This is a genomic window from Ruegeria sp. CDSB114 (assembly GCF_059611025.1).
This window is the reverse complement of the sequence record NZ_JBXWOT010000001.1, coordinates 351,884-370,784: the sequence shown is the minus strand read 5'-3', so window position 1 is coordinate 370,784 and position 18,901 is coordinate 351,884. Positions and strand designations below refer to the sequence as shown.

Here is an 18,901-nt window from a genome sequence, read left to right as displayed (position 1 = left end):
AGTTCCGCATAGCAAACAAGAGACTGCCGTGATCCCTACCGTGACGTCACGCCTGGCAATATGCACAGCAGTTCAAACAGCAGATTGGCAGCGGTCAGCGCCGTATTGCCAGAGGGATCATACGGCGGAGAAACCTCGACCAGATCACACCCAACCACATTTGTCCCGCCCAGGGCATGGATCAGTTGCAGCGCCTGCGGTGTGGTTAACCCGGCGATCTCGGGCGTGCCGGTTCCGGGGGCGAAGGACGGGTCCAGACTGTCGATGTCATAGGTGATATAGACCCGATGATCCCCGATCTCATTGCGTATCTGCGCGCCCATGACCGTCAGGTTCTGCTGCCAAAGCTCCCATGCGGGGTATTGGCGAAAGCCCCACCCTTTGGCCTCGGTAAAGTCCGATGCCGCATAGCCAGAGCCTCGGATGCCGATCTGAAAGGTTTTTTCCGGCACGATCAGCCCTTCTTCATAGGCACGCCGGAAAACGGTGCCATGGGTTTCCTTTTCGCCAAACATCTCATCATTTACATCCGCATGGGCATCCACATGGACCAGCGCCACAGGCCCGTGTTTCGCGGCTATCGCCCGAAGGATCGGCAAGGTGATCGAGTGATCGCCCCCCATCGCCACAGGTGTCACACCCTGCGCCAGAATCGCGTCATAGCTTTCCTTGATGATCCTCAGACTGTCGGACAGCGAAAAGGTGTTGATTGCCAGATCGCCGATGTCGGCGATTTGCAGGCTGTCGAAGGGGGCCGCAAAGGTGGCCATATTGTAAGGCCGCAGCATCGCACTTTCGCTGCGGATCTGTTTCGGTCCGAACCGTGTCCCCGACCGCCAAGAGGTGCCAATGTCCATCGGTATGCCTATTACGGCCACATCCAATCCGGCCAACGTATCCGCCTGCGGCAGGCGCATAAACGTGTTTGGGCCGGAAAAACGCGCCAGATCGTTACCGCTGATTGGTTGGTTGAATTGTGTCATGCCGTTATGTCTTCCGTCCTGCCCTGCTGCTAACCTGATACCGGAAAGATGGCTAACCAAAGGTTAAGGCTTCAGCTTGTTCCATCCCAGCAGGCAAATGATTTGCGTCGCCACATGTGCGCCTGCAATCGCTGTCGCACCTGAGGTGTCATAGGGCGGCGAAACCTCGACCACGTCCCCGCCTTTGATGTTGATCCCAGCAATGTCGCGCAGGATGATCTGGGCCTGAATCGAACTCAGTCCACCCCAGACCGGCGTTCCCGTGCCAGGCGCAAAGGCCGGGTCCAGACCGTCGATATCGAAGCTCAGGTAAACAGGGTTGTCACCAAGAATGCCTTTGATCTTTTGCGCCACGGCGGCGGGACCGGACTCGTACACCTCCCGAGCGTCAATGATGTTGACCCCCAAAGTATCTTCGTTCGTCGTACGAATACCCACTTGAACGGAACGCTTAGGGTCCACTATCCCTGATTTGACCGCCTTGTAGAACATGGTCCCATGATCCACGCGGGACATGTCGTCGTCAGCCCATGTATCCGTATGCGCATCAAATTGCAGCAAGGACATCGGCCCGTATTTCTCGGCATAGGCCTTCAGGATCGGAAAGCTGATATAGTGGTCCCCACCAAGCGTCACCGAGGCCACGTCAGCGTTGAGAATTGTGCGAATGTGGTCCGTCAATGTGTCCGGAAAGGCAGGTATATTGGCGTAGTCATAAGCCATGTCCCCATAATCCACGATTGCCAATTCGCTTAGCGCATCAAACGGCCAGCCATAAGGCTCATCCGGGGATTGCAACGTGCTGGCCTCGCGGATGGCGCGTGGCCCAAGACGCGTACCGGGGCGGTTCGTCACCGCCTGATCAAATGGCACGCCGGTTACGGCGATATCAATCCCGGTCAGATCCTTGGTATACAAGCGGCGCAAAAATGACATCGCCCCCCCGAAAGTATTCTCGTACGAGACGCCTTTCAGTTCAGGATTGGTAAACGCCTCGTCGACGAAATTCTTTGAATCTTCCAGTGCCATGTCTTTCTCCTGTCAGCCCAAAGGCTGGGCCTTTTCGACGATCCGCGCAAAGAAAGACGCCCCAACCGGCGCGATGTCGTCGTTGAAGTTGTATTTCGGATGATGCAGTCCGGCCCCCTCGCCTTGCCCCAGAAACAGGTAAGCGCCGGGGCGCGACTGCAGCATGTATGAAAAATCCTCGGCCCCCATCATCGCGTCGACATTGGTCATCACGCGATCTGCACCGGCAACATCACGCGCGATTTCTGCGGCAAAACCAGTCTTGTCGGCGTCATTGATTGTTGCAGGATAGTTGACCTCATAGTCCAGCCGCGCTTCGACACCATAGGATTGGGCTTGTCCTTGTACGATCTGTTCCATCCGCTCCATCACCATTTTCTGCACAGTCGGATCAAAAGTGCGCACAGTGCCGTTGATAAAGGCGGTATCGGGGATCACGTTGTTCACGGTGCCTGTATGGATTTGCGTGACCGAGATCACCAGACTGTCCAAAGCATAGTTGTTACGACTGACGATGGTCTGAATCGCCTGGGCGATACCGCAGGCCGCCATCACCGGATCCCGGGTTTCATGCGGCATGGCACCATGGCCACCAAGGCCCTGAATGTGAACTTCGAACGTATCAACAGCAGCCATGATCGGCCCGGGGGTTGTCTGAAAGGATCCTTCGGGAATTCCAGGCGCATTGTGCAATGCATAAATTTCGGAAATGTCAAACCTGTCCATGATCCCCTCTTCGACCATGACGCCCGCGCCACCACCCTCTTCTTCGGCCGGTTGAAAGATCAGCGCCACGCGTCCACGGAAATTTCGGGTTTCCGCCAGATAGCGCGCTGCGCCCAACAGCATCGTGGTGTGCCCGTCATGACCGCAGGCATGCATGTTTCCGGGCTTGGTTGATTGGTACGCGACCCCTGTTTCCTCGGGGATAGGCAGAGCGTCCATATCAGCGCGCAGACCGATCGTCGGCCCCTCACCCTGGCCATTGATGATCGCAACGATCCCAGTGGTGGCGATCCCTTGGTGCACCTCATCCACATCGAACTCACGGAGTCGATCAGCGACAAAGGCCGCGGTTTCGTGGCATTCGAATGCAAGCTCGGGGATCGTATGCAGATGTTGGCGCCATGCGGCCATATCGGCAGAGAAATCGGCAATTCGGTTGACGACGGGCATCTGGGGTGGACTCCTGATCGTGACTGCGGAATGGATGCATCTGACACCGGAACGAAAGGGTTCGCAATGGCCGAAAATCCTCTGATCCATGACAGCGATGCTGGCATCGAACGCTTGTTAGAGATCATGCGCCGACTGCGCGACCCTCAAACCGGCTGCCCATGGGATATCGAGCAGGATTTCGGCACGGTCGCTCCTTACACAATCGAAGAGGCTTATGAGGTCGCTGATGCCATCGAACGTGAGGCTTATGATGAGCTGAAGGGCGAACTTGGGGATCTGCTGTTCCAGTCTGTCTTTCATGCACAAATGGCCGAAGAAGCCGGGCATTTCACCTTTCAGGACGTGGTGCGCACCATGTCGGACAAGATGGTTGCCCGGCACCCTCATGTCTTTGGCGACGAATCCCGCGACAAATCGGCAGAGCAGCAAACACTGGACTGGGAAGCCATCAAAGCGGCCGAACGTGCTGGTAAAGAACAACAAGGCGCGTTGGACGGTGTCGCCGCCAACCTGCCCGCCCTGCTGCGTGCTCTCAAATTGCAGAAACGTGCCGCCCGTGTTGGATTCGACTGGCCCGATGCCAGCCATGTGCTGGCCAAGATTACCGAAGAGGCTGCCGAGCTCGAAGAGGCACGCGACCGCATGGATGCGGATGCGTTAGAGGATGAGTTCGGCGATCTGCTATTCGTTATGGTCAATTTGGGCCGCCATCTTGGGGTCGAGCCCGAGACCGCCCTGCGTCGGACCAACGCCAAGTTCACCCGCCGGTTCGAGCAGGTCGAGTCGCGCCTGGCTGCACGGGGAAAAACCCCAACAGAAAGCACGCTGGAAGAGATGGACGCGCTTTGGGACGAGGTGAAGATCGAGGAACATCGGGCCAATGGCAAACTCCCGCCGGCAAAGGCCGAGGCCGGAACGTAAAACCGCTAGACAAGCTCTCGGACACTTGCGAGTGTCCCACCTTCACGACCTCCGGAGACGATCATGCCCGCTCGCAAAATCATTATAGACACCGATCCGGGACAGGACGATGCCGTCGCCATTCTGCTGGCGCTTGCCAGCCCCGACGAAATTGAGGTTTTGGGCATTACCGCAGTCGCTGGCAACGTACCCTTAGAGCTGACAGCCAAAAACGCGCGTATTGTCTGCGAATTAGCTGGCCATACCCAGACCCCCGTCTATGCCGGATGCGACCGCCCGTTAGAGCGCCCCCTGATCACAGCAGAGCATGTGCATGGCAAAACTGGCTTGGATGGGCCGATTCTGCCGGATCCGCAGATGCCGCTGTCAGAAGGGCATGCCGTCGATTTCATCATCGACACGTTGCGCGCGCATGAACCAGGCTCCGTTACGCTCTGTCCCCTTGGGCCATTGACCAACATCGCCACAGCGTTCCGCAAAGCGCCTGACATCGTGGACCGGGTTCAAGAGATCGTTTTGATGGGAGGGGCATATTTCGAAGTTGGAAACATCACCCCAACCGCCGAATTTAACATTTACGTCGATCCAGAAGCCGCTGATATTGTGTTCAAATCTGGACGTCCCATTGTGGTGATGTCGCTTGATGTCACGCATAAGGCTCTGGTGACCAAGTCGCGTAACGATGCCTTCCGTGCAATTGGAAACAAGGCCGGTGTTGCGGTGGCCGAGATGACCGATTTCTTTGAACGTTTCGACAAGAACAAATACGGCTCGGAAGGTGCTCCGCTACACGACCCTTGCGTGACTGCCTATCTTATCAAGCCCGAACTGTTTACCGGGCGGCTGGTGAATGTCGAGGTCGAGACCCAATCAGAGCTGACCCTGGGCATGACTGTTGCCGATTGGTGGGGTGTTACCGACAGAAAACCCAACGCCCTGTTCATCGGAGAAATTGACGCTGGCGGATTTTTTGATCTGCTCACGGATCGGCTGGCCCGACTATGAGCGCCGCACTTCGCCTTGCCCGCCCCGAGGATCTGGAACGTCTGGTTGGTCTGGTCGCCGCCTTTCACGCCGAAGAAGGCATTACCCAGGATGCCGATCAGACGCGCAATGCGCTTGCCCCTCTTCTAGAGGGAATACCTTTTGGGTGCATCTACCTGATTGGCCCCGGTCGCGCACCCTTGGGCTATGTCATCCTGACCTTTGGGTGGTCGGTTGAATTCGGCGGCATGGATGGATTCGTGGATGAGATCTATATTCGTCCTGCCGTGCGAGGGCGCGGAATTGCGTCTGAAGTCTTGCTGGATTTGCCCAAGGCGTTGGCGAGCGCGGGGCTCACAGCCTTGCATCTTGAAGTCGATCGTACAAACGAGACGGCACAGAAACTGTATCTACGCACAGGTTTCAAGCCTCGTGACCGCTATATGCTGATGAGCAAAACCCTTTGATCCATTTCTGTGTGGCTGAACAACAAGGCCACCCGCGAAAGATTGACAGGCCCTACCGGGCCTCACCGCGACGGATGTAAACCGGAGCTTCAAGGTTTGCCACCGGATCGTCAGGGGACACTGCCGTACCAGTGATCGGATATGTTCCAGGCTCTGAGCAAGCAACCAGAAATACAGTGCTGAGTGCAGACGCTACCAGAAGAAGTTTCGAACCATTCATAGTGTTCCCCTTATCTGTTATTTCAATATGATACGAATGCGCACTACAGAACAAAAAGGAAAAAGTTCACACATAAGGATCGCCAGCGCAGGGCCCCTATATAAGTCATTAATATATCTAGATAATACTATTCATAACCTCCCAAGTTTCTTCTGATCCAAACGTACTAAAGTGCCGATATAAGATTCAGACATGGGCAAAACCTACAATCCAACACAAAAAAGCCCGGCCCATTTCCACAGGCCAGGCAATCAAAATTCAGGCTTACAGGTTTCAGCGCTTGAGGATTGAGGCCCCTGCGTATTCGGCAATCTCACCCAGAGACTCTTCGATACGGATCAGTTGATTATACTTGGCTAACCGATCTGACCGCGCCAGTGATCCGGTTTTGATCTGACCGCAATTCGTGGCCACTGCCAGATCGGCAATCGTGGCATCTTCGGTCTCGCCCGAGCGGTGCGACATCACATTGGTATAGCGTGCGCGATGGGCCATATCGACGGCGCGCAGCGTCTCGGTCAGCGATCCGATCTGGTTCACCTTGACCAGCATCGAGTTGGCACAGCCGCGTTCAATCCCTTCCGCCAGTCGCGTGGGGTTGGTCACGAACAGGTCGTCGCCCACCAGCTGCACCTTGTCGCCAATCATGTCGGTCAGGGCCTTCCAGCCGTCCCAATCATCCTCGGACATACCGTCTTCGATTGAGATGATCGGATAGTCGTTGACCAGCGCCGCCAGATAGTCGGCATTTTCTTCCGAGGTCAGGCTCTTGCCCTCACCGGACAGGACGTATTTGCCGTCTTTGTAATACTCGGTCGCGGCGCAATCCAAAGCTAGATGGATTTCCTCACCCGGCTTGTAGCCCGCCTTTTCGATGGATTTCAGAATGAAATCCAGTGCCTCGCGCGTGCTAGCGATGTTGGGGGCAAAGCCGCCCTCGTCGCCGACACCTGTGGCAAGACCTGCCGACGACAGCTCTTTCTTCAGAGTGTGGAACACCTCGGACCCCATGCGCACCGCGTCGCGGATATTCGCGGCCGAGGTCGGCATGATCATAAATTCCTGAATGTCGATCGGGTTGTCGGCATGTTCGCCACCGTTGATGATGTTCATCATCGGCACGGGCAGGATACGGGCCGAGGTGCCGCCGACATAGCGGAACAGCGGCTGCGTGGTGAAATCCGCTGCCGCCTTGGCCGTTGCCAGCGAAACGCCCAAGATGGCGTTTGCGCCGAGACGGCCTTTGTTTTCGGTGCCGTCCAGTTCGATCATAGTCTGGTCGATCGCCACCTGCTCGGTCGCGTCGAACCCAACCAGTTCTTCGGCGATCTCACCATTTACGGCGGCAACCGCTTCGAGCACGCCCTTGCCCATATAGCGCGATTTGTCGCCATCACGCTTTTCGACCGCCTCATAGGCACCGGTCGAGGCGCCCGATGGGACAGCTGCCCGGCCCATGGTGCCGTCTTCCAGGATCACGTCCACTTCGACCGTTGGGTTGCCCCGGCTGTCCAGAATTTCGCGTGCATGGATGTCGATGATGGTGCTCATGAGGCCCGTCCCTGTGGCTGCAATCAGTTGCCAGCCTCATATCAGTACAGGGCAAAAAGTAAACCACTCATGTTATCGCTAACACAGGTCTGAGAGCGTGTTTGCGCAAACCTGCGACGATCCGTCAGGCCGCGACAGCCAGTGACCGCGCCAAGCGCCGTTCGCGCAGGAAGGTATAAAGCCCCGACCCCAGGATCAGCGAGGCACCGGCAACCGTCATCATATCCGGGCGCTCGCCGAACATCAGCATTCCGGCTGCGATGGAGAACACCAGTCGGGTGTAACGGAACGGGGTCAGGGCCGAGGCATCGCCAATCCGCATCGCGCTTACGATGCCGTAATACCCCAGAACACCAAATCCAATCGCGCCCAGGAACGGCCCGAATTGCGCCTGGTTCAGTGCAACGACCGGCTGGCCGGCCATTGAGATCAGCACAAGACCGGCAATGGTAACCGCTCCATAGGCCTGCATCGCAACTACTGCCGAGGCCACACGCACATCCAGCCTGCGTGTGATCAGATCGCGGGCGGCAATAGCCACAACGCTGGCCACGACGAAAAGGGTTTCTGGCTGGAACCCGTCCAACCCCGGTCGGATGATCAAGAGAACACCGATGAAACCAACGCCGATTGCGCTCCATCGCCGCCATCCAACCTGCTCGCCCAGGAACAACGCCGCCCCCATTGTAACGACCAAAGGCATTGCCTGAAACACCGCGGCAACCGTTGACAAATCGACCAGAGACAGCGCGGTCACAAATGCCACGGCCCCGAACCCCTCGCAGAGCGCACGTATCAGGGGCAAAGTCTGCCAGGCAGCAGCATCAAAGATGCGTTTGCGGGTGAACACCGCCATACCAACAAAGACCAGACCACAGGAAAGGCCCAAAAGAACCATGATCTGTCCTGTTGGCACTGTGACCGACAGGTGTTTGATGAACATATCTTCAAGTGCAAAGGCCGCCATTGCGCCGACGACCAGCAAAATGCCGTTCACATTGTTCATAGTTTTGTCCGTAGAATATTGCGGCGCGTTCAGCCGGTCATATCCAAGCAAAAGCCGATGCCGGGCGGTCAGGCAAGCAATATCCGCCTGGGAATCATGAATTCCCGTGCGCAGGCCGTTCGTTTTTTGTGATGGATCAGTCGTGGTCTAGCGGAACGCCATACAGTTCCAGCCGGTGCCCTTTCAGCTTGTAGCCCAGCTTAGCTGCAATCTTTTCTTGTAGCGCTTCGATCTCAGGGTCTACAAATTCGATAACTTCACCTGACTGCATGTCGATCAAGTGATCATGATGGTCCCGTTCGGCATCCTCGTACCGCGCGCGACCATCACCGAATTCCAGACGCTCCAAAATCCCGGCCTCTTCGAACAGTTTGACGGTCCGATAGACGGTGGCGATGGAAATACCAGAATCAACCTGCGAGGCGCGCGAATAGAGCTCTTCGACATCGGGATGATCATCGCTTTGTTGCAGCACCTGTGCAATCGTGCGGCGCTGTCCTGTCATACGCAGGCCTTTGGCTTCGCAACGGGCGATGATCGTGTCGGACATAGGAACCCTCGGCATATATTCGGTTCTCTGTATTAAACCGTATGCGTGATCGGCGCTACAGGGGATTTACCGGCTAAGCTACAAGGCGTAGATCGGCCCAGATTGGCAAGTGATCCGAGGCGATATGCGCGGGTCGCACCGAATGCACGCCATGCAAAACAGCCTCAAGCCCCGCGCCGAGCGCGATCCGATCCAGCGCGCCCAGCGGCTGTGCCGCTGGAAAGCTGGGGAATGGTGGAAGAAAGTGCATATCCGGGGCCAGGTGATCCAGAACCGGCTGTCGGGACCATTCATTGAAATCCCCCGCCCAGACAGTTGGCAAATCCTCAAGATTCGCATCGCACCGTCTGAGGTGGGTGATTTGCTGACGGCGTGAGGCGGGCAAGAGCCCCAGATGCATGCCCATCACCCGAAGCGGACCGATTGGTGTGTCAAACTCGACCCTGACAGCTCCACGCGGTTCCAGCCCCGGTAATTCGTGATGCCCGGTCTGCCGGACACGGATCGCATCACCCCGCCAGATCACTGCATTCCCATGCCACCCCAAGCTGCCAGCCCCACCCAAATCAACGATCTGCCATCCCGCTTCGTCCAGCATGAAATGCGGCAGGGCCGCAGGGCGCGGAGGCAATCGTTTGTCGGCCTCTTGCAAGACGACAATATCGGCCTGAAGGCTTTCGATGACCTGAAGAATCCTCTGGGGCTGTCGACGCAGATCCAGTCCGACACATTTCTGAATATTATAGCTGGCGATGCGCAGGATTGCGGTCTGAGACATGGGTTCCTGAAAGTCCGTTTGAGATCGCAGGATTGCGCTGCTCATCGTTGATTGCAAGCCGGCTTAACCAAAGCAAGCGCATGGCGAAACACCGACGTAGCTGACTGCGAAAACAGGTGTGAGGAACTCATGTACCGCAGAAGGTCGCCTGAACAACCTCATCCTGTGCCGGTGGCCGTGTCAGATCCAAAGCGCCGGGTTGATCCTCATAGGGCCGGGACAGCACATTGCTCAGCCGGTGGAATGGGTCAAAATCCCCCTGCACCGCCGCCTGGATCATCTGTTCGACCCGGTGGTTGCGCGGGATAAAGGCCGGATTGGCCTTGTTAATCACCTCAGCAGGTTTTTTTTCACGAGACAGCCGCGACCGCCAACCCCTAGCCCATTGGTCAAAGGCCTGCGGATCGGTGAATTGATCCCGCGCCTGATCGCCGCCCAGCGCCCGGAAGGTATTGGTGAAATCCGCCTGGTTCTGCGCCATGCAATTCAGCAAGTCCGAGATCATCTCAAGATCGCCGTCTTCCTGCGTCACAAGACCGATCTTGGCACGGAACTTTGTAAGCCAGTGCTGCTGTATCAGGTCGGGCATCGCATGGACGATCTCGGTAGCCTCAGCAACGGCGGCCTCTTTATCCTCGAACTGCTGGATCAGCGCGGTCGCCAGCTGCGCTGCATTCCAAACGGCGATTTCGGGCTGGTTGGAATAGGCATAGCGACCCATGCGGTCGATCGAGCTGTAGACGGTATTGGGATGATAGTTATCCATGAAGGCGCAAGGGCCGTAATCAATGGTTTCGCCTGAGATCGAGCAGTTGTCAGTATTCATCACCCCATGGATGAATCCCACACTCATCCATGCGGGAATCAACTGCGATTGTGCGTCGACAACAGCGCGCAAAAGACCCATCGGGCCGTCGGCCTGCGGGTAATGGCGCTGAATGGCATAATCTGTCAGCTGACGCAGGCTGTCCAACTGCCCACGCGCGGCAAAGACCTGAAAGCTGCCGACACGCAGGTGGCTTTGCGCGACACGGGTCAGGATTGCACCGGGCATCGGGCCTTCGCGAAAAATGGCCTCGCCGGTTTCAACGGCGGCCAGCGCCCTTGTGGTCGGGATGCCCAGCGCGTGCATCGCCTCAGAGACCACATATTCGCGCAACACCGGCCCCAGCCATGCGCGTCCGTCGCCCTGACGGGAAAACGGTGTGGGGCCTGATCCTTTCAACTGGATATCCCGGCGGACGCCATCCGTCCCAACCGTCTCACCCAGCAATACCGCGCGCCCATCCCCAAGCTGAGGGTTATAATTCCCGAACTGATGCCCGGAATAAAGCTGCGCAATCGGTTCCGCCCCTTCTGGCAGGGTGTTGCCGGAAAAGGCCTCGGCCATTTCATGCACGTCACCGGGCGTGATCCTCAGAATCTGCGCGAGATCGGCATTAAACGCGATCAGGCGCGGCGCACGGACGGGCACCGGGGCTTGCCGCGCATAAAAGCTGTTTGGCAAACGGGCGTAACTGTTGTCGAAGGGGATCATCAGGGTCATTGTCCAAACATATTCCTGATCGGGGCGAATACCATAGCGGATCGTCCAAACCCGTGCATAATCTCTCTGAAACACCCGAGGCCCCATGACCGCACAAGAGATCATCCAACACCTGAACCTGCAGCGCCACCCCGAGGGCGGCTGGTTCCGCGAAACCTGGCGCGCCGAAAACCAGGGCCGCGCCACCGGGACCTGCATCTATTTCCTGCTGCCCGAGGGCGAAGCCAGCCATTGGCACCGCGTCGATGCGACCGAGATCTGGCTGTACCACGCAGGAGCACCCTTGGTGCTATCCCTCAGTGCCACCGAAACTGGCCCGGCAACTGACCACCTGCTGACCCCGGACCTGTCGCAAGGCGCACCACAACTGATCGTGCCCAAGGATCACTGGCAGGCCGCGCGCAGCACGGGGGCCTACACGCTGGTCTCTTGCACCGTGTCCCCGGGGTTTGAGTTTGACGGGTTCGAGCTCGCCGCTCCAGGGTTCGACATCCCCCGAGGCTGACCGATGGATCACCGCGCCCTCATCGCATCACTCCCGGCCGAGGCCAAAGACCGGCTGCAGATGCGGTCTGACGCGGCGGGTCTGAGGCACTTGGTGCTGTATCTATTGGTGCTGAGCTCAACGAGTACAGGCATAGCACTGCAAATCCCGCTCTGGCCGCTGCTGATCCTGCCGCAAGGCGTGCTGCTGGTGTTTCTGTTCACCCTCAGCCATGAATGCACCCATAAAACGCCGTTTCGGACTGGCTGGATGAATGATGCGGTCGGGCATCTGGTCTCACTCCCGATCGCCCTGCCCTTTACCTGGTTTCGATACTTTCACCTCGCGCATCACAAATGGACCAACCACCCGGACAAAGACCCCGAACTGGGGGGCAAACCGCGGCCCGACAGCTGGCCCAGCCTGCTGATCTATCTGAGTGGTTGGCCTTATTGGTCTGGGATGATGAGCGTTCTGATCAGTAACGCAATGGGCCGGATCGAGGCGCCCTATTTGCCGCATCGCCAACATAAGGCCATGCGGATTGAGGCCCGTGTCCTGCTGGCCATTTACGCGCTTGCAGGGGCAAGCCTGCTGGTGTCACCTTTGATGGTCAGCTTATGGCTGTTGCCGGTCTTGGTGGCACAGCCCGTTCTTCGGCTGTACCTGCTTGCGGAACACGGCCTCTGCCCGCCGGTGGCGAATATGCTTGAAAACTCGCGCACTACGTTCACCAACCGATTGGTCCGATTTCTGGCCTGGAACATGCCCTATCACGCCGAACACCACGCCTTTCCAAACGTGCCGTTTCACCAGCTGCCAACGCTGCATGACTGGACCAAAGCACATTTGAAATCGACCTCTGAGGGGTATTCAGAATTTACGTCAGACTACGTTCGCTCGATGGAACGCTGACCATCCCGCCCCCGACCAGTGCCTTAACCCCTGTGGTGCCGGGGCAAGAGGTCGGCAGCCCGCGCGCGACACGGACAGCAAGATAGGCAAAGGCCTGTGCTTCCAGCATATCCCCATCCAGACCAACCGCTTCGACCGGCTCCACCGGACAATCCAGCGAAACGCGCAGCATCTCCATCAGGACCGGGTTATGCCGTCCCCCTCCTGTCACCAACACACGCGACGGCGGTTCCGGGCAATGCTCGATCCCTTGCGCAACTCCGGCGGCGCACATGCCGGTCAGGGTGGCAACCGCATCAGCGTCAGAGAGTTCCTGCACCAGGCGGATCATCTCGGCAAAGTCGTTCCGGTCCAGTGATTTTGGCGGCATCCTGTTAAAGAAGGGCTCTGCAAGAAACAACTCAAGCGCCCCGGCCTCGACCCTGCCGCCGCGCGCAATCGCGCCGTCGCGATCCATGGGCAGACCCAGACGTTCCTGCATCAGATCATCAACCGGTGCATTGGCCGGACCGGTGTCAAAAGCCAACAGCGCACCAGGTATTTCAGGGCCATCAAACCTGGGATCTACATAGGTCAGGTTCCCGACCCCACCCAGGTTCAGAAAACAAAGCGGTTGGTTGGCCTCAATCCACTTGGCACAGGCAAAGTGGAAAAAGGGCGCAAGCGGAGCGCCCTCGCCCCCCATCGCCACATCATCGCTGCGGAAATCCCAAACGACGGGGACACCCAAGGCCTGCGTCAGGCCATCGCCGTCACCCACCTGCAACGTACCGCGCCCGCTTGGTTCATGCGCTAGGGTCTGACCGTGAAATCCGATCAGGTCAATCTCATCGAAGTCGGCCAGTATTTCGGCATGGGCAAGCGTGACCAATTCCGCCGCGGCATCCACCTCGGGGCCGTGCCACTGCCCCAGTGCTGCGCGAAGCGTTTTCCGCTCTGCATCTGAATAGGCGCGGTATCCGGTGGGCCCAAAGCCAAGAATTCTGTAACCGTCCGTTTTGATCACCGCCGCGTCCACGCCATCCAGCGAGGTCCCCGACATTGCACCCAATGCAGTCAATACGCCTGATTTGCTAATTGCTCGACCCACGCCAGCCCTCTTTCGCCTGTTCGCGCCCGTTATGTCGTCGCGTTGCCCACAACCTGCACGTTAACGCAAACCCAAGGCAAGCCAGATCACATAAGCGGCGTGTTTTTCTTGGATAAGGTGCCTTTTCCTTGTCATCCCCACCGCCTATACACTGCCCCGCAACATTAACCCAAAGGGCACGATATGACCTACCACCCCAAATCGGATTTCATCGCCACGATGATCGAGCGCGGCTTTCTGGCTGACTGCACCGATTATCAGGGCCTTGACGAGGCGCTGATCAGCGGGTGTCAGTCGGCGTATATCGGGTTTGATGCAACGGCAAAGTCCCTACATGTGGGCAGCCTGATCCAGATCATGATGCTTCGCTGGTTCCAGAAAACAGGTCATAAGCCGATCACCCTGATGGGCGGCGGCACCACGAAGGTGGGCGATCCGTCCTTCCGGTCAGATGAGCGCCCCCTGCTGGGCCCGGACCAGATCAACGCCAATATCGCAGGCATCAGAAAGGTGTTTGCCGCCTATATCGACTATGATAGCGGCGCAGAAAACGCAGCACTGATGCTGAACAACGAAGAGTGGCTGGACGACCTAAATTACCTCGACTTCCTGCGCGACATCGGCCGGCATTTCTCGGTCAACCGGATGTTGGCCTTTGAATCGGTGAAATCCCGGCTGGACCGCGAGCAATCGCTATCCTTCCTCGAATTCAATTACATGATCCTGCAGGCCTATGACTTCCTTGAACTGAACCGTCGCTATGGCTGTGTCCTACAGCTTGGCGGTAGCGATCAGTGGGGCAATATCGTCAACGGTATCGACCTGACCCGTCGCGTGTTGGATAACGAGATCTATGGCCTGACCTCACCACTGCTGACCACCAGCGATGGCAAGAAGATGGGCAAATCGCAAGACGGTGCGGTCTGGCTGAATGCCGAGATGCGCTCACCCTATGAGTTCTGGCAGTTTTGGCGCAACACCACCGACGCGGATGTTGGGCGGTTCCTTAAGCTGTACACCGAACTGCCTGTGGATGAGTGTGACCGCCTTGGCGCATTGCAGGGGTCCGAGATCAACGAGGCCAAGATCCGCCTGGCAAACGAGGTCACCTCCTTGCTGCACGGGGCCGAGGCTGCGGCAAACGCCGAGGCCACCGCTCGCGAAGTGTTCGAAAAAGGTGGCGTCGGGGACGATCTGCCGACCCTAACGGTCGGCGAAGCAGACTTGCCGATATCCATCGTGCAACTGATCGTACAGTCTGGCCTGGCGAAATCTGGCAAAGAGGCCAAGCGCCTGATTGCAGAAAACGGCGCCAAACTGGACGACGCTTCATTAACAGACGCGGGACTGATGATCGACGCAGGCGCCTTGTCCTCGCCCATCAAACTGAGTGCGGGCAAGAAGAGGCACGCGCTGGTTCAGTTGGGATAACTAAGACCTCTGAAAGAAAAACGGCCACCTAATTGGGTGGCCGTTTCTGTTTCGGTACGGACATATCTGCCAAGTGTGGGCTTATCCCTTGCCCCCTTTGCCGCCGCCATGTCCATGACCGCCGCCACCATTACCGTGGCCGCCGCCATTCCCGTGGCCGCCGCCGCCGTTACCGTGGCCTCCGCCGTGGCCGTTGTTACCTCCACCGTTTCCGGTGCCGGGGCCAGAGCCGCCGTTATTGCCCCCGCCATTGCCGGGGTTTCCAGCGTTTCCATTGCCGTTGCCAGGGCCGTTACCGCCCTTACCGGGGCCGTTCCCGCCTTTACCTGGACCATTGCCCCCTTTGCCGGGGCCATTGCCATTTCCAGGTTTGCCGGGGCCATCGCCACCACCATTGCCGGGATCATCACCTGGGTTGTCGTCACCGGGATCATCCCCGCCACCGTTACCCGGATCATCGCCCGGGTTATCGCCACCCGGATCATCGCCGCCGCCGTTGCCGGGACCGTTACCGCCCGACCCGCCGGACCCTGTTCCACCGCCGCCAACCGGCGTGACCGGACTGCTTGGGTCCGAACTGCGGTCTTCGCCCGCATTTGCCGCGCTTACGATCGATGCTGTCGGAAAGTCGGTCAACAAGGCGGCCAACCCCGGGCATTGCGCGGATGTGTTTTGCAATGTGGTTTCGAAATCCGCACGTTTCTGCAAGCGCTCTAGAAAGCTGGGGGTTACCTGCGTGCACTCACACATGGTCGCATAATCGCCGCTGTTTGCTGCATCCCGCGCCGTTTTCCAGTTGCAGACCTCTGGTGCAGCGGCCGCACTTCCAGCCGCCATAATCCCCAGAAACGGAGCGGCTACCAAAGCGGAAAGCCCTGATTTGGTTCCAATTCGCATAGTTTGTCCTCCTCAAATGCGCCACCCAGACGCTCGATTGCGTTCAGTGTCGATTTGAGATTCCAACATTAAGAACGCCTGAAGCTGACCTGAGAAAGCCTTGAGGAAGGGCCGCCTGCCCGACGCCCCCCTATGGACACTGTCCCTTGGCTGATATTAAATGAACGTATGTTCATATCTTTTGGAAGGAGATCCAGATGCACCTGTCGACCACCGCAGCCATTGTCACCGGAGGCGCCTCGGGGCTGGGTGAGGCAACGGCCCGCTTTTTTGCAGAAAACAATGCACAGGTAACCATTCTGGATCGCGATGCCGAGCGGGGTCACCAGATCGCGGCGGAAATAGGCGGGCATTTCGCCCAGACGGATGTGACCGATGAAACATCCGTGGCCGCAACCATCGCCCATGCCCGTGAGAAGATGGGAGCGATCAACGCGGCAGTGAATTGCGCCGGGATCGCGGTTGGTATGAAAACCGTAGGCAGGGATGGCCCACACCCGCTTGATGCATTTCAGCGCACGATCGACATCAACCTTGTGGGTACATTCAACGTTTCACGCCTTGCAGCCGCGGAAATGGCACAAAACGTCCCGGAACCGGACGGCGCGCGCGGTGTCATCATCAATACAGCCTCAATCGCGGCCTTTGATGGGCAAAAGGGTCAGGCTGCCTATGCGGCTTCGAAAGGTGGTGTGGTAGGTATGACCCTGCCCATGGCACGGGATCTGGCCTCGTCCGGAATCCGCGTGATGACCATCGCACCCGGAATCTTTATGACTCCGATGCTGGCCGGTCTGCCCGAAGAGGTGCAGCAACAACTAGCCTCTGACGTTCCCAACCCTGTGCGCCTTGGCGACCCCCGCGAATACGGACGACTGGCCGGGTTCATCGTCGAAATGGGTTATCTGAACGGCGAGGTCATCCGTATCGACGGCGCGCTGCGAATGCGCTGAGCGTGGCTGATCACCTACCGATGAAAACGGCTCGCTCAAATGAACTGTGGTCGGATATCCGGCCACAGCGCGAAAGCTGATCTAGGCGCCCTCGGCCTTTTCCTCGAGGATCAGCCACTCTTCCTCGGCTGCGACCAGCTTTTCCTGCCGCTCGACCAAAGCCTCGGTCGCTTTCTGAAATTTAACAGGTTCACGGCTGAAAAGCTCAGGATCGGACATCAGCTCTTCAAGCTTTCCGATTTCCGTCTCAAGCCGCTCAATCTCGGCAGGCAATTTCTCAAGACGGTGTTTCTCTGAAAATGATAGCCCCAGTTTCGGCTGCGCCTCTTGCTTTACCTTTGACTTGGAAGCTTTTGTTTTTACTTCTTTCTTATCAGACACCTCGCCGCGCTGAACGAGATAGTCCGACCACCCCCCGGCATAGACGGTTGCACGGCCGTTACCCTCCATCGCGATGGTCGTTGCGGCCACACGGTCCAAGAAATCGCGGTCGTGGCTGACCAGCAAAACGGTACCGTCATAATCGTCCAGCAGTTCCTGCAACAGATCCAGTGTTTCCACATCCAGATCGTTGGTTGGTTCGTCCAATACCAGCAGGTTCGACTGTTTGGCCATCAGCTTTGCCAGCAGCAAACGGGCTTTTTCCCCACCAGACAGTGACTTAACGGCTGCTCTGGCCTGCCCCTCGTCAAACAGAAACTCCTTGAGGTAGCCGACCACATGCTTGGGTTGGCCACCCACCATCACCTGATCAGCCTTGCCGGAAACACGCATCTCGGGGTCGCCAGTCAGGCTGTCCCAAAGGCTCATTTCGGGGTCGAGCTGCGCGCGGGTCTGGTCGAAAACCGCAATCTCAAGATTGGTGCCCTGCGTGACCGAACCCTCATCCGGGTTCTCTTGTCCCAACAACATTTTCAGCAATGTTGTCTTGCCGACGCCGTTTGGGCCAACAAAGGCCACGCGGTCGCCCCGCTGTACCAACAGGTCAAAGTTGCGCACGATCTGATGATCACCAAAAGACTTGGATAGGCCTTTGGCTTCAAACACTTTTCGCCCTGATTTTGGTCCAGCCTCAAGGGTCATCGCGGCCGAACCCTGACGTTTTATCTGTGCGGCTTTTTCAGATCGAAGGTCCTGCAAGGCGCGGACCCGACCCTGGTTGCGCTTGCGACGGGCGCTGATGCCCTCGACGGCCCATCGCGCCTCGGACTTGATCAGACGGTTCAGCTTATGACGTTGCTGGTCCTCTTCCTCCCAGATCTTGTCGCGCCAAGCCTCGAATGCCGTAAACCCCTGCTCCTGCCGTCGGACCGCCCCACGATCGATCCATAGCGTCGCGCGGGTCAAGACGCGCAGAAAGGCACGGTCGTGTGAGATCAGCACATAGGCCGTCCGTGTCGATCCTAGCTCACGCTCGAGCCAGGCGATGGCTTCGATATCAAGATGGTTGGTCGGCTCGTCCAGCAGCATCAAATCCGGGGCTTCGGCCATCAGCTTGGCCAGCGCGGCACGGCGGCGTTCACCGCCCGAGGCCGTCTCAACAGCGCGCGCCGGGTCGAATTTCAGCCCTTCGCCTGCGCGTTCGACTTTGTAAAGCTCACCCGGCTCTAACCCGCTGGAGGCATAGTCGCCGAGCGTAGCAAACCCTTCCATTCCGGGGTCTTGCTCCATGTAACCGACTGACTTACCCGGGGGAATTACAATCTCGCCCTTGTCCGGTTCTACCAAACCGGCCATCACCTTCATCAAGGTTGACTTGCCGGATCCGTTCCGCCCAACCAAGGCGACGCGGTCGCCTGGTTGAACCACCAGATCAAGGTCTGAAAAAACCGGATCGCCCCCGAAAGTCAGGGAAATGCCGGACATCTGCAATAAAGGAATTCTTGCCATGCCCGCCAGCTACCCCCGCAGCGTCGA

At 58.0% G+C, this 18,901-nt stretch carries 19 protein-coding genes; 7 read left to right on the top strand and 12 right to left on the bottom strand.

Features of this window, described 5'->3' with window-relative positions; genetic code table 11:
* Window positions 1-35: 35 nt before the first annotated feature.
* From speB (AC2FIP_RS01880) to AC2FIP_RS01870, 3 genes are all read right to left on the bottom strand, one after another.
* Window positions 36-983 carry an agmatinase gene (gene speB / locus AC2FIP_RS01880; protein WP_496784984.1) on the bottom strand — a complete coding sequence of 316 codons (948 nt, stop codon included), beginning with the start codon at window positions 981-983 and terminating at the stop codon, window positions 36-38.
* Between the two features lie 63 nt (window positions 984-1,046).
* Window positions 1,047-2,012, bottom strand: coding sequence for an agmatinase (gene speB, locus AC2FIP_RS01875; RefSeq protein ID WP_142633391.1), 966 nt, complete (start codon window positions 2,010-2,012; stop codon window positions 1,047-1,049).
* A 12-nt stretch (window positions 2,013-2,024) separates the two neighbouring features.
* Window positions 2,025-3,188: a M20 aminoacylase family protein gene (locus AC2FIP_RS01870; protein WP_496700487.1), complete on the bottom strand. Its 1,164-nt coding sequence runs from the start codon at window positions 3,186-3,188 to the stop codon at window positions 2,025-2,027.
* A gap of 66 nt (window positions 3,189-3,254) precedes the next feature.
* Here AC2FIP_RS01870 and mazG point away from each other — a divergent pair, with 66 nt between their 5' ends.
* The 3 genes from mazG to AC2FIP_RS01855 all read left to right on the top strand — a co-directional run bounded on the left by mazG (window position 3,255) and on the right by AC2FIP_RS01855 (window position 5,563).
* Window positions 3,255-4,112, top strand: a complete 858-nt coding sequence (gene mazG, locus AC2FIP_RS01865; protein ID WP_142635104.1) for a nucleoside triphosphate pyrophosphohydrolase — start codon at window positions 3,255-3,257, stop codon at window positions 4,110-4,112.
* 63 nt (window positions 4,113-4,175) lie between these two features.
* Window positions 4,176-5,117: a nucleoside hydrolase gene (locus tag AC2FIP_RS01860; RefSeq protein ID WP_496784982.1), complete on the top strand. Its 942-nt coding sequence runs from the start codon at window positions 4,176-4,178 to the stop codon at window positions 5,115-5,117.
* On the top strand, window positions 5,114-5,563 hold the full coding sequence (locus tag AC2FIP_RS01855) for a GNAT family N-acetyltransferase (protein WP_142633385.1): 450 nt from the start codon (window positions 5,114-5,116) through the stop codon (window positions 5,561-5,563). The genes AC2FIP_RS01860 and AC2FIP_RS01855 overlap by 4 nt, the downstream gene beginning before the upstream one ends.
* Before the next feature lie 52 nt (window positions 5,564-5,615).
* Here AC2FIP_RS01855 and AC2FIP_RS01850 read toward each other — a convergent pair whose 3' ends face one another.
* The 6 genes from AC2FIP_RS01850 to AC2FIP_RS01825 form a co-directional block, all read right to left on the bottom strand.
* Window positions 5,616-5,783: a hypothetical protein gene (locus AC2FIP_RS01850; protein WP_185956604.1), complete on the bottom strand. Its 168-nt coding sequence runs from the start codon at window positions 5,781-5,783 to the stop codon at window positions 5,616-5,618.
* Between the two features lie 273 nt (window positions 5,784-6,056).
* On the bottom strand, window positions 6,057-7,334 hold the full coding sequence (gene eno, locus AC2FIP_RS01845) for a phosphopyruvate hydratase (RefSeq protein ID WP_281994511.1): 1,278 nt from the start codon (window positions 7,332-7,334) through the stop codon (window positions 6,057-6,059).
* Between the two features lie 124 nt (window positions 7,335-7,458).
* Window positions 7,459-8,340, bottom strand: coding sequence for a DMT family transporter (locus AC2FIP_RS01840; protein WP_496691116.1), 882 nt, complete (start codon window positions 8,338-8,340; stop codon window positions 7,459-7,461).
* Between the two features lie 136 nt (window positions 8,341-8,476).
* Window positions 8,477-8,890 (bottom strand): Fur family transcriptional regulator, encoded by a 414-nt coding sequence (locus tag AC2FIP_RS01835; protein WP_142633379.1) that lies wholly within the window; start codon window positions 8,888-8,890, stop codon window positions 8,477-8,479.
* 73 nt (window positions 8,891-8,963) lie between these two features.
* On the bottom strand, window positions 8,964-9,668 hold the full coding sequence (locus AC2FIP_RS01830) for an endonuclease/exonuclease/phosphatase family protein (RefSeq protein WP_142635102.1): 705 nt from the start codon (window positions 9,666-9,668) through the stop codon (window positions 8,964-8,966).
* A gap of 127 nt (window positions 9,669-9,795) precedes the next feature.
* Complete coding sequence (locus AC2FIP_RS01825) at window positions 9,796-11,214, bottom strand: protein adenylyltransferase SelO (RefSeq protein ID WP_496785786.1); 1,419 nt, start codon at window positions 11,212-11,214, stop codon at window positions 9,796-9,798.
* 85 nt (window positions 11,215-11,299) lie between these two features.
* Here AC2FIP_RS01825 and AC2FIP_RS01820 point away from each other — a divergent pair, with 85 nt between their 5' ends.
* The gene (locus AC2FIP_RS01820; RefSeq protein ID WP_496784981.1) at window positions 11,300-11,719 is read left to right on the top strand and encodes a cupin domain-containing protein; all 420 of its coding nucleotides are present in this window, start codon (window positions 11,300-11,302) and stop codon (window positions 11,717-11,719) included.
* Window positions 11,720-11,722: 3 nt separating this feature from the next.
* Window positions 11,723-12,613: a fatty acid desaturase gene (locus AC2FIP_RS01815; RefSeq protein ID WP_496693433.1), complete on the top strand. Its 891-nt coding sequence runs from the start codon at window positions 11,723-11,725 to the stop codon at window positions 12,611-12,613.
* Here AC2FIP_RS01815 and AC2FIP_RS01810 read toward each other — a convergent pair.
* Entirely contained in the window at window positions 12,579-13,703 is a 1,125-nt protein-coding gene (locus AC2FIP_RS01810) for an anhydro-N-acetylmuramic acid kinase (protein WP_496784979.1), read from the bottom strand. The two genes, AC2FIP_RS01815 and AC2FIP_RS01810, sit on opposite strands and share 35 nt — an antisense overlap.
* A 183-nt stretch (window positions 13,704-13,886) precedes the next feature.
* On the opposite strand from AC2FIP_RS01810, the gene tyrS reads away from it, so the two are divergent.
* Complete coding sequence (gene tyrS, locus AC2FIP_RS01805) at window positions 13,887-15,134, top strand: tyrosine--tRNA ligase (protein ID WP_142633369.1); 1,248 nt, start codon at window positions 13,887-13,889, stop codon at window positions 15,132-15,134.
* Window positions 15,135-15,215: 81 nt separating this feature from the next.
* Here tyrS and AC2FIP_RS01800 read toward each other — a convergent pair whose 3' ends face one another.
* Entirely contained in the window at window positions 15,216-16,031 is an 816-nt protein-coding gene (locus AC2FIP_RS01800; protein ID WP_496784978.1) for a hypothetical protein, read from the bottom strand.
* A gap of 197 nt (window positions 16,032-16,228) precedes the next feature.
* On the opposite strand from AC2FIP_RS01800, the gene AC2FIP_RS01795 reads away from it, so the two are divergent.
* Complete coding sequence (locus AC2FIP_RS01795) at window positions 16,229-16,984, top strand: 3-hydroxyacyl-CoA dehydrogenase (RefSeq protein WP_496784976.1); 756 nt, start codon at window positions 16,229-16,231, stop codon at window positions 16,982-16,984.
* A gap of 81 nt (window positions 16,985-17,065) precedes the next feature.
* Here the strand turns inward: AC2FIP_RS01795 and AC2FIP_RS01790 are convergent, their stop codons facing one another.
* Window positions 17,066-18,874, bottom strand: coding sequence for an ABC-F family ATP-binding cassette domain-containing protein (locus AC2FIP_RS01790; protein ID WP_496784974.1), 1,809 nt, complete (start codon window positions 18,872-18,874; stop codon window positions 17,066-17,068).
* Window positions 18,875-18,901 lie beyond the last annotated feature (27 nt).